The organism is Alteromonas sp. AO-Serp (assembly GCF_017849675.1).
Taxonomy (GTDB): Bacteria; Pseudomonadota; Gammaproteobacteria; order Enterobacterales; family Alteromonadaceae; genus Alteromonas; species Alteromonas macleodii.
Genome location: NZ_JAFLMX010000143.1, coordinates 1 through 11,560 on the forward strand (window position 1 = coordinate 1; position 11,560 = coordinate 11,560).

The following is an 11,560-nucleotide window of genomic DNA, read 5'->3' on the forward strand; positions in this document are numbered from 1 at the left end:
TCGGGAGCTACCCTAGCGCCAGTTTATGAGGCTAAGCTGCGGTGATAGTCAGCACGTTATAGTCAGGGTCGATATACTTATGAAGAATCGCATGATATTCGTGTGAAGCGTCACATATCTGAGAACTGACGCTATAACAGGCACTTCTAAATGATTGATACTCTGTAGATGAATCTTTTTGTTGGAATACACCGTTTTCTAGAATTCCCAGCATTTCATCTGCTAGGGCACTTGAAGCTTCTCTTGTCCTAATGATTAAAGCTAGGTCTTTAGAGCTATCACCCTTACCAATGCTTTCAAGCTGGGTTAACGTACTTTTAAATGCGGGTAACATTAAGCTGAGCGTTTCTGATAACGTCTGAGACTGTGAGTCTGTATAGCTGCGACCACCATCTATCACAAGCTGCATGGTGTTATACAAACTGGTGAACGCTAGTAGCTGACTCTCATGCTCACCTGCGTCTAAGTAACTCTTCAATCTGTTATTGATTTCCATATTAATTCCCTACCGTAGTTAATTGACCCTGTACGACACTCATCAGGCTTGTTTTTTAAAAATGGGCGTAACGTTACCGTTATTCTTAAGACTATCTAAGTAGTCACTCCACCATTGCATCATTTCTTTACGTTCTTCTAAGTAACGAGCATGGTGGGTATAAGCAGCTCTAACCCCATTCCTTTCCATATGTGAAAGCTGACGTTCTATTGCGTCAGGGTTAAAGCCTGTTTCATTCAGTATTGAGGAAGCCGTAGCACGGAAGCCATGAGGATTAGCTTTACTTTTGCCTTTGGTTTCACCATCGTACCCCATGCGAAAAATAGCCATACGCATTGTATTGTCAGACATTTGTTTAAACCTGTCTCTTTCAGAAGGAAAAACGAACTCGAAACGAGCGCTGAACGGCTTGGTATTTTCTAATACTGCAAGTGCTTGCCTAGAAAGTGGCACGATGTGATCAGACTTCATTTTCATTCTATGCGCTGGTATGCGCCATAGCTTTTCTTCTAAGTCGAATTCATCCCAACGGGCACCGGCTAACTCACCAGGTCTAACAAAAGTGTGTACCAATAGTTCAATAGCTAGTTTGGTAAGTAAGCGGCCTTGCTGGTGGTAAGCATCTAAATCACGTAGAAACTGTGGTAATTCTTCCCTTGGTAAAGAGGCCCTATGCGATGTTTTACGCTTTTCCAGTATTCCAGATAACTCAGAAGCAGGGTTATGGAGTAGAACGCCAGTCTGTACAGCGAAACGACAAACGCGCCTAATGTCTTGAAGTACTCTTTGAGCAACATCGAGCGCTCCACGCGTTTCTATTTTTTGAACGGTTCTAATTATGTCTTGAGGTGTGATTTCACCAATGGGCCGCTTGCCTAGCGTCTTTAACGCATTATCATTTAAGCGAGTCCAAATACGGGCAGCGTGGCCCTCGCTCCACTGGCCCTTTTGCTTATTCCACCAAAGCCGTGCTTGTGTGTTAAACAGTTCTATTTCGCTTACAGAAGAAAGGTGCTTCTTTTCCTGCTTTATAGCGCTAGGGTCAATATCATCTCTTAATTGTCTTCTAGCTTCTGAAACTGCTTCTCGTGCATCCTTTAGTGACACCTCTGGGTAAACACCAATTGCCAATGTCTTTTGTTTTCCCTGAAAACGATACTTAAGACGCCAGTACTTAGAGCCATTCTTTTTCACGAGCAAGCGCAGGCCCTTCTCATCAGTGAGCCAAATATCCTTTGTGCTTGCTTGAGCTTGCTTTATTTGAATGTCTGTTAAGGGCATGTGGTGCTACCTATCGTCTGATTAATCGACTGGTGCTACCAACATGCTTACTTGCTGGTGCTATTTAGTCGTAATTGAATCTGTGTAGCACCGAATGTAGCACCATGTACCACGAGATGACAATAGACGACAATATACAGGTAGACACTGTAAATGCTGAAAAATAGGGAGTTTAGAGTGTGAAATTGACTGTAAGAAACTATTAAAAACTATGAAATGGTGCCCGGGGCCGGACTTGAACCGGCACGCTGTTACCAGCGAGGGATTTTAAATCCCTTGTGTCTACCAATTTCACCACCCGGGCATCGGGTTGCTTTTCAGCAAAGGTGTCAGGCGTAGAACCTGATGCTGCGTTGCAGCGTTTGGAGGCGGAACCCGGAGTCGAACCGAGATAGACGGATTTGCAATCCGCTGCATAGCCATTCTGCCATTCCGCCAGATGCGTCTGGCGTGTGATTAAAACTCATCTCTAAGAGATTGGAGCGGGAAACGAGATTCGAACTCGCGACCCCGACCTTGGCAAGGTCGTGCTCTACCAACTGAGCTATTCCCGCATGTCTTAATCGACCATTTCGTTTGGTTGATGTCCTCTCGAAATGTGGGGTGCATTCTACCTACCCATTCAAAACTGTCAACACAAAAAAGCGTTTAAATTGAGATAAATGCGGTTTTTTATGATCGTTTGCTATTTTTTTATTCACTTTGATTAATGTACGATCAATTTCACTTTACTGCGCCACTTCGAAGGTGTGGCCAGGCCGCTTTTGTATAAACAAACATTGACCAAATTGACAGCACTGCTGAGAAATATAAAAGAATATAACCTAACGAAACCCAATAAATTGTGATACCCATGAAGGTTTCTAATCCCGACAACAAGCCAATTAAGGCTAACATTTGCGCAGTGGTTTTTGCTTTACCTATAAAAGACACTTTAACCGCATCCCTTACACCATTCGAACCCATCCATTCACGTAACGCCGACACATAAATTTCACGAACCAATAGCGCAATAGATGGCAACGTGATCCACAGGTTTGCATAACTATGAGTAATCATAAGAAGAGCAGCGCCCACAATGAGCTTGTCTGCTACAGGATCTAAGAATGCACCAAAGGGTGTAGACTGCTGTAGTTTTCTTGCTAGATAGCCGTCAAACCAGTCCGTTATTGCCGCAAGCCAAAAAATAAATGCGCCTGCCTCGTGCGCCCAGCGCCAATCAAGAAAATAAACAACTACAAATACAGGAATAAGGATTACTCGGAATAAAGTAATACAGTTTGGAACAGTCCACATAAAAAGTACGTCTCGGTGTTATGCCTCTATAGGCGTTTTAGCGCGGTAGCGTATAAGCTCTGCATCTTTCATTTTTCTAACACATTACCTTAATTTGTAATGCATTGCTTGTTACTCATTCATTTATTGATGAAGGTGGTCGTAAATAGTTTCCGCCAGTTCAGGGCTTATACCAGGTACATTTGAAATTTCATCTTTGCTGGCTTTCTTAAGACCCTGCAAGCCCCCCATGAATTTAAGCAGTGTTTGTCTGCGTTTAGCACCAATACCAGGTATGCTTTCCAAACTCGACGTGGTTTTAACTTTCTGGCGTCGGTTGCGGTGCCCAGTAATGGCAAATCGGTGAGATTCATCGCGAATATGCTGAATAAGGTGAAGCCCTGGCGAATGGCTATCCATCGGCAGAACCTGATGGCTACCTGCCAGTATTAGTGTTTCTAAGCCAGGCTTACGGGTGGTGCCTTTTGCCACGCCTAACAGCATAGGCTTTTTATCATGGGGCCAATCTTCAAAAAACGCTTCTGCTTGGGCAAGCTGTCCTTTACCACCGTCTATTAATAGAAGGTCAGGTATTTTTTGCACTTCTTTCACTGACTTGTAGCGACGTTTTAACGCCTGTGCCATGGCCGCGTAGTCATCACCTGGGGTAATGCCTTCTATATTGTATCGGCGATAGTCACTTTTGTGCGGACCTTCACGATTAAATACCACGCACGAAGCAACCGTTTGCTGGCCAGACGTATGTGATATATCAAAACACTCCATGCGTTGAATAGGCGTATCAACTTCCAGTGCCGCTTCTAAGTCGAGATAGCGTGCAAACACAGACTTTTGCTGACTGTATTGAGCATCTAACGCAGTTTGCGCATTTGACTGCGCCAGCTGCAGGTACTTGCGCTTCTCTTCCCTCGCCCCTTTGAAGAACTGGACCTTGTGTCCCGCTTCACTGGCTAGTACATCTGCTATAGCGTCTTCGTCAGTTAATGTATTGCTAAGTACTATCTGCTTGGGAATAACTTTGTTACCCGCCAGATAGAACTGTAGGAAGAAAGATTCAAAAACTTCTTGTTCATCGGCAGTGTTGGGTACTTTGGGAAAATAGGCCTTGCTGCCTAACAACTGCCCTTCACGAATAAACATTACCTGAATACACGCCATATTGCCTTTGAACGCAAACCCAAACACATCCATTTCGTCTTGAGTACCGGCAACCCACTGTCGTTCTTGAACTTTTCTTAGTGCATTAATCTGATCGCGGTAACGGGCAGCGGCTTCAAAGTTGAGTGCCTCGCTGGCTGCTTCCATCTTTTCCACCAGCCCACCAATGACCTGCTGGTTTTTACCTTTCAAGAACAAGCGTGCAAAATTGACCTGCTCTTTATATTCTTCATCGCTCACATAGCCTTCTACACACGGCGCACTGCAGCGCTGCATCTGATACTGAAGACAAGGTCTGCTGCGTGCTCGGTAATAGCTATCTTCGCACTGACGTACGGGGAAGATTCGCTGCATTGAACGCAAGCTTTCTCGCACCGACCACGCACTGGGGTATGGGCCAAAGTATTCGCCCTTTTTCTTTTGAGGGCCGCGATGGAAAGAAAGCCTTGGATGTTCGTGGTCGGATAAGAAGATAAAGGGATAAGACTTGTCGTCACGCATGACCACGTTGTAACGCGGTTTGTATTTCTTGATGAAGTTGTTCTCAAGCAAGAACGCTTCGGTTTCGCTGTTTACAACCGTGACATCCATGTTCGCAATCTGACTAACTAGCGAACGCGTTTTGGCGTTATCAAGATTACTACGAAAATAGCTTGATACACGCTTTTTAAGGTTTTTGGCTTTTCCTACGTAAATAACCTCTTCCTGACTATTGTACATGCGGTACACGCCAGGTTGAGAGGTTAGATTCTTAAGAAATGCTGCTGAATCAAATGCAGACATAATCACTTTGACGTTGCGCGTCTAGTGACGCTTAAAAGGTGTTAGGATTGATAAGCTTATGACGATAGGCCAAGTGCGTTAGCTCTACATCAGAATTTACGCCTAACTTTTGAAACATTCGGTAACGGTAAGTATTAACCGTTTTTGAGTTAATACTGAGTTCTCGGGCTATATCCGGCACTTTGTGACCTTCGGTTAATCGCATTGCTATTGTAAGTTCTCTACTCGATAGCTCGTCAAACGGATTATCCGAACTAGGCAATAACTTACCGATGGCGATGCTATTGGCCACTTCTTGATCAACATACTTTTGTCCTGCCGCAACTTTATGGATAGCGCGTATTACTTCGTCTGGCTCTGCATCTTTTGTCAGAAAACCGTATGCGCCTGCGTCCATAACTTGCATTGGAATAGGACTTTCCTTGTGCATTGAAACACAAATAACACGCGTATTTTCAGACATACGAACAATTTTCTTTGTCGCTTCCAGTCCACCAATACCGGGCATATTCACGTCCATGAGTACCACATCTGGCGCGTTTTTTCGGCACAAAAGTACCGCGTCTTCACCGTTCTTCGCTTCTGCGAGAATAGTAAAATCGTCTACGTCTTCCAGAATCCGGCGTATCCCTGTTCTGACCAAATCATGGTCATCTGCTAGGATTATTTTTATCACTCTAGTATCTCACTGACTTCAGTTTTACATACAACTGGAATAAAGACTGATAATGCTCATTAATGAGAAGTATTACCAGCCTTTAACCTTATCCAAGTCATCATACCACGAGATAAGAATTCGTGAAGTAGAGATACACAATTTGAAACTAAATTATTGATCTAGATTACTTTTAGGCAGCTATTTAGGTAATTCAAACCACAAGGCCACACTTTCCTCTGAGGCTTTCAGACGAATGATGTCTTGCTCGTAAATACCCAAAGCATCGCCTGCCTCTATTTCAACTGCATTCGTTTCACTGTCTACCACAGCCTGTACATTACCGCTAATCATATGAAGGTAACCCTTTTGGTCTTCAGTGCCATGCTCCCATGTTTCGCCAGCTTTCAAAGTTAAACGGCTGATTGCCGCATTTTGCTTAATGCGTAATGACCCTTCCCTACCGTTATCACTTACTAATAATTCAAGCTTTGAATCATGGTTATTTCCACCCGCCTGTGTGCCAAAGGTTTTTTGCGCATAGCTGGGCGTACCGCCTTTTTCATTGGGCACAATCCAAATTTGGAGAAAGTTAACAGGCTCTTCAGTAGAAGGGTTAAACTCTGAATGCATTATACCCTTACCTGCACTCATTACTTGCACGTCACCCGCAGGCACTACGTACTCATTACCGGTATTATCTTTGTGCTTTAAAGCACCGCTCACAACATATGAAATTATCTCCATATCTCTGTGACCGTGGGTTTCAAAACCTCTGCCGGCCTGAACAACATCGTCATTGATAACCCGTAGCGCTGAAAACCCCATATGTTTTGCATCATAATAATGTCCAAACGAAAAGCTATGTTGGCTTTTTAGCCAGCCAAAGTTCACTTTTCCTCTTTCATTCGCTTTTCTCAAATACATCATCTTGTATTCCTTATAACCGTAAGCCGCCACTGGCTCTTCTCCCCAACAGGAGTAACGCTGGGCGATAGAACATGTGTCAAGGGCTAATTATTTAATAAGGCCATTTTAATCCTCTTTAATAGGAATAAAATGTCATATATTTGAGCTTATTATTCTAATATTTAGAATTAAACTAACTATCGGTCAACAGATGCGGGTTAAGCTACGCTAAGAAATAAAGCACAGTCTTTGCAGCGCGGTTTCTACAACCGCAGGGTGACAGGCTAAATTTAGCCTAATATGGTGTGGAGAACCAAAGGTCGCGCCGTCGTTACCTATCACGCCTCGCTCAATACATCCTTCCACAGTGGTCACGGGTGAATATTTGAGAGGTTGACGAGAAGCGTCACCTAAAGGAGCTTCATCCACAGAAGCGATACTGTTCGGCTGTGTTAAATGCGAAGGGAATGTTGAAAGGTCTAGCCACAAGAAATAGCCAGCGCTGCCCATTGTATAATTAACAGATAAACCATAGTGCTCAAAGAAGCGCACAACAAGCTTTCGGTTGAAGCTCAACGCACTTTTTACGCTGTCTATCCAAGTACTTCCCTTCTCATAGGCGGCAATCAACGCAACTTTTCCTAAGTTACTTGCGTTCAGGTGCCTGCTATTAATAGCTTGGGCAAACGTCTCTCTGATCGTTTTATCCTTAATGACCGCATACGATGCACCTGGAATACTCGCTAGGTTAAACGCCTTGGATACGCTATTGATGTGGATAATGCGTGGCAGTTGATGAGTATGGATGTTACCACCGTTTTGACTTTCTTTGCGCCTCTCGCTCTTATTGCTTACCTCTGCACCAAACATGGGGATTAGCGTTGGTTCATTTGACGAGTTAAATGCAAACTCGCTGTGCACCTCATCAGTGATCATTAAAATATCGTTCTTGGCGCAGAAGCTCATAATAACACGCTGCTCTTCTGCACTTAACACTGTACCCGTAGGGTTATTAGGATGGCAAATCACGAATGCAGCCGCAGCACTATCGAAGGCTGAAGTATCTATAGTTGCGTTAGAACCCTCGACGTCTTCCTGACGACTTTTGTCGCTACCCTTTGTCGCGGCAACTTCAGAAAGCTTAGTCTGAATTTGACGCGCGTTTTGAATGACTGGAATAGATACTGGCGTTAAGCCGTTATTATTAATAGTCTCTGTTAATGGGGAATAGGTTGGTGTTAAAACCATGACTTTTTGACCAGGTTGGCAAAAAGTGTGAAGCGCAACGTCTATTGCTCCTATTGCGCTCGCAACATCCACAACATCGCCACTTTCCACTTTAAATCGACTACTTTTTTGCGTGGTACGCTCAAAACGTTTTGCTACCGCGTCACCGATATCAAGGGACTGATATCCATAAGTAGAGCGAAGGTTTTGTGTAATCGAGCTGAGAATTTCATCACAAGGCGGGATGTCCATATCCGCTATCCACATTGGAATAGGGTCTTGCTGAGACGCGACAACGTTCGCTTGAGATGAAGACGCGCCCTGAAAGCGGCGAAATATCGCTGAATATTTAAGACGGGTTTGATCGAGTTTCAGGTGAGAAGGTGCCTGCCATACATCCTTGTAAGGCATAAACTCGCTTTGCATAGCGTTGAACACGGGGAGATGGCTTAGCGCGTTGCTCACCTTCACATTATCCTATCTATATAGCCTTACGCATTTACTATTGGCTAAAGGCCTTCTGAAATCTATTATATTTTAAGCGCGAAACACGCGTACCGCGCTCACTTTATATTGCACACACACTTTAATAGACACCGTGTTATTCTATCTTTTCAAACACGTTAAATTCAGAAAGCGTATGTTGGTATTTCCGCTTTGTTTCTCGAATGACAAATGGAATGTCTTTAGGTTCAGCAATTCGTTTAAAGCTCTGACCTAATGCATCTTCAAGCGCCTGAGTAGAGCTAAGCGTTTCACCATTTTCATCTTTGTAGCCGCCCAACCATTCACTTCTTTCGGTATACTCTTCCAACCATGTAAAGGGGCTGGCGACAACGAGCAATCCACCTTTATTTAGCCGCGTGGCCATGTCCGTTAATACCTTTCTTGGACTATACACTCTATCAATAAGGTTGCCTAAGAAGATCAAGTCGTAGCCTGTGAATTGCGGCTTCAAATTACACGCATCACCTTGTGCGAAAGCAACGTTGTCTACACTGTCATCTAAACCGAGCGCGGAGAGCTTGCGCGCCTTAAACGACGTAAGTTCACCTTCTTCTATAAGGTTATAGCGTATTTCACCACGCTCTTGCATCTCAAACGCTGTTTTTATAAAGCGTGCAGAAAAATCGATGCCATCGACATGATCGAAGTATTTTGCAAGTTCAAAGGTAGACCGACCAACGGCACACCCTAAATCTAACGCTTTAGCGTGTTGACGCCCTTGCATAGCGTCAATACAAAACTGCGCACTGGCTTTAGCAAAATTAGGGACGCCGTAGTACTCGTCGCCGTAATGGAATTCACTGTATTGCGAAACCTGTGTATCACTTTCATAATCAAAATCGTTCACTGCTATAACTCGCTTTCCTTGAACATACCGAAACCCCGCGTGCTGAAAGAAGTGGCGCCTAAAAGCGTAACGACTATCTTTCATTGCTTCGTTACCTGTAGATACCCAACTACCGCCTTTAATGAGGTTATGCTTATTGTCGAATGTTGGTGTTGTAAAGTCGTCATATAGAGGATGAACGATAAAGCCCTCAAACGGATAGATGGGTGTTTCTGTCCATTGCCATACGTTGCCAACAACATCATAAAATTCGCCGGACTTATTAACATTAACAGGTTCACTCGACGCATACTTTTGCAGCGCTATGTTGAATCCTTCGCTGTATACGGTTTGTGTTACACCAGCCTGCTGTCGTAACGCTTGCCATTCATTTTCAGTCGGCAGACGAATAAGATCACCCGTTTTTTCACTCAAGTAGTTACAAAACGCTTTCGCTTCATGATAATTCACATCCACAGGCCAATCTAAAGGTAGTGGATGCTCTTCAAGCATGCTGCGATATAAATAATCATCACCCTTTTTAATCCAAAATACAGGATACTGAGCTTTAGTGTATTCACGCCACTTATTGCCTTCAGCCTCCCAGTATTTTGCGTTGTTATAGCCGCCGTCTTGCACAAACGATAAATACTCACCATTACTTACAAGAAATTTAGACGCACTAAACTCGCTAACGGATTCTTGCTGAGAACCATATTCATTGTCCCAGCCGTAATAAGCACTGTCCCACGCTTTGTCATTTATGACTTTCTGTGCCGGAACGGTCATTAAAACATTAGCCTCTAACGCTTCAGCATTAGTTTGCATAGTGCCACATGCAGGCCATACTGGGCTGGGGCGTACCGATGCAATGGGTAGCTGTCTGATTAGAACCGATGAGGTTTCTAAATGAATACGTTCATGCTCTATTCCCATAACAACGGGCCACATTGGACTTTCCCAGTCAATAGGCATGCTGAAAGACATGGTATCTATTAAATCGCATACCAATGTGCGCACTTGATTACGATATTGACGCACCTCTTCCACCTTCGGCCAGTCGTAATTTTCATCGTTAAGATCATCCCAACTCATTTCATCAACACCAATGGCAAATAGCGATTCAAATTTTGGGTTAATGCGCTCGTTTATTGCCTTAGACAATACTAATTTATTGATAAAGAAAGTAGCAGTATGACCAAAATAGAAAATTAACGGATGGCGCAACTTTTCAGGTCGTTGATAAAATACGTCATCATTGGCAAGACAAGAGAAAAGCGATTCGTAGGTATCAAAGGAATCGAGGAAATAAGCCTTAATTTCCTATCTTTTTTGCTCAACTGTTCCGTCCCGTAAATTAAGTGTGGGCATTGCCTGCATAATGTCCTCTCGATTTTTGTTATTACTACCAACTGCGTAGGACCAGCGCCATAAGACTAAAAGAAGAGCGCTTTAAAATGCCGTAATGATTTCAGTTGATTGCTAACCCTTTATGTATACCAAGCTTTTATGAATAAAGCGCGACATAACTAGGTTTTTATGGAATGTCCTGTAATTACAAGATACAGACAGGATGAGATCAGAAAATATTTCATAACAAACTTATGCCTGCGATGATGCTGTGAAACACCGTTCAACTTAAAGCTCGTGATCATAAAAAGCATGGAGATACCGTTGGTTATCATGTTACGTTTACCTAGCTTACTAAATGCCCGATTCAACGTTGGCTAATAAGCTGCGTCGGTAAACAGCATACTTATACGCTTATACCTTCACACCTTCAGAAACGAAAAAGGATTTTTCTTAACATGAAATCAGTAATTTACATAGCAGTAACGCTGCTCTCGTTGTACGGTTCACCCGCGACTGCAGCTGACAACTATACTAATGCGCTTCTCAATGAAGCCGTTCGCAAAGGCAATAAGAGTACCCCTTTAATTGTAAACCCAACACTCACTATGGAGCGCCTATCAACCAGTGACGGAGAGATCACTTATCACTATCGCTCTATGACGTTGACTCAAAACAAAGGCGTTAATCAATTTGTAGAGGAACAACAAAAGAAGCTCTATCCGTATGTGTGCACTTCACCCTCGCAAGAAATTTTTAGGCGACATGGAATTACAGTTAATTATTTGTACAACGATAAGAATAATGATTTTTATGCGGTGATAAGTATCGACACTACAACGTGTAACGAGGTTGGTTGAAGACGTTCTAGCAGCACGTTTTTATTTGACCCATAAAAAAACCCGCAACTAAGTGCGGGTTTTTCGTATTTGGCGGAGAGTGAGGGATTCGAACCCCCGGTGGGTTTGACCCCACGTCTGATTTCAAGTCAGGTGCATTAAACCGGGCTCTGCCAACTCTCCTGAAGTGACGCTTATCATAATGATTTACGTCAGACTCATATACACATCTG

9 protein-coding genes and 4 tRNA genes are annotated in these 11,560 nt (G+C 43.5%); 1 reads left to right on the forward strand and 12 read right to left on the reverse strand.

All coding sequences use genetic code 11. The features are described from left to right. Positions 1 to 31: 31 nt before the first annotated feature. From QVA83_RS10350 to ovoA, 11 genes are all read right to left on the reverse strand, one after another. Entirely contained in the window at positions 32 to 496 is a 465-nt protein-coding gene (locus QVA83_RS10350; protein ID WP_287498442.1) for a hypothetical protein, read from the reverse strand. Between the two features lie 42 nt (positions 497 to 538). After that, positions 539 to 1,777, reverse strand: coding sequence for a tyrosine-type recombinase/integrase (locus QVA83_RS10355; RefSeq protein ID WP_012518575.1), 1,239 nt, complete (start codon positions 1,775 to 1,777; stop codon positions 539 to 541). 217 nt (positions 1,778 to 1,994) lie between these two features. Then, positions 1,995 to 2,081 (reverse strand) — tRNA-Leu (locus QVA83_RS10360). A gap of 59 nt (positions 2,082 to 2,140) precedes the next feature. Then, positions 2,141 to 2,214 (reverse strand) — tRNA-Cys (locus tag QVA83_RS10365). 41 nt (positions 2,215 to 2,255) lie between these two features. Beyond that, positions 2,256 to 2,331, reverse strand: a tRNA-Gly gene (locus QVA83_RS10370). A gap of 169 nt (positions 2,332 to 2,500) precedes the next feature. Continuing rightward, on the reverse strand, positions 2,501 to 3,073 hold the full coding sequence (gene pgsA / locus QVA83_RS10375) for a CDP-diacylglycerol--glycerol-3-phosphate 3-phosphatidyltransferase (protein ID WP_014949608.1): 573 nt from the start codon (positions 3,071 to 3,073) through the stop codon (positions 2,501 to 2,503). A gap of 123 nt (positions 3,074 to 3,196) precedes the next feature. Continuing rightward, complete coding sequence (gene uvrC / locus QVA83_RS10380; protein WP_039227661.1) at positions 3,197 to 5,014, reverse strand: excinuclease ABC subunit UvrC; 1,818 nt, start codon at positions 5,012 to 5,014, stop codon at positions 3,197 to 3,199. Between the two features lie 31 nt (positions 5,015 to 5,045). Then, on the reverse strand, positions 5,046 to 5,690 hold the full coding sequence (uvrY, locus tag QVA83_RS10385; RefSeq protein WP_014949610.1) for a UvrY/SirA/GacA family response regulator transcription factor: 645 nt from the start codon (positions 5,688 to 5,690) through the stop codon (positions 5,046 to 5,048). Between the two features lie 180 nt (positions 5,691 to 5,870). Then, on the reverse strand, positions 5,871 to 6,599 hold the full coding sequence (locus QVA83_RS10390; protein ID WP_049588228.1) for a pirin family protein: 729 nt from the start codon (positions 6,597 to 6,599) through the stop codon (positions 5,871 to 5,873). A 207-nt stretch (positions 6,600 to 6,806) separates the two neighbouring features. Further along, positions 6,807 to 8,270 (reverse strand): aminotransferase class I/II-fold pyridoxal phosphate-dependent enzyme, encoded by a 1,464-nt coding sequence (locus QVA83_RS10395; protein ID WP_287498443.1) that lies wholly within the window; start codon positions 8,268 to 8,270, stop codon positions 6,807 to 6,809. A 136-nt stretch (positions 8,271 to 8,406) separates the two neighbouring features. Further along, positions 8,407 to 10,458, reverse strand: coding sequence for a 5-histidylcysteine sulfoxide synthase (gene ovoA / locus QVA83_RS10400; RefSeq protein WP_287498444.1), 2,052 nt, complete (start codon positions 10,456 to 10,458; stop codon positions 8,407 to 8,409). A gap of 488 nt (positions 10,459 to 10,946) precedes the next feature. On the opposite strand from ovoA, the gene QVA83_RS10405 reads away from it, so the two are divergent. Then, positions 10,947 to 11,348: a hypothetical protein gene (locus QVA83_RS10405; RefSeq protein WP_014949614.1), complete on the forward strand. Its 402-nt coding sequence runs from the start codon at positions 10,947 to 10,949 to the stop codon at positions 11,346 to 11,348. A 70-nt stretch (positions 11,349 to 11,418) separates the two neighbouring features. Here QVA83_RS10405 and QVA83_RS10410 read toward each other — a convergent pair. Beyond that, positions 11,419 to 11,510: transfer RNA gene (locus QVA83_RS10410), tRNA-Ser, on the reverse strand. Positions 11,511 to 11,560 lie beyond the last annotated feature (50 nt).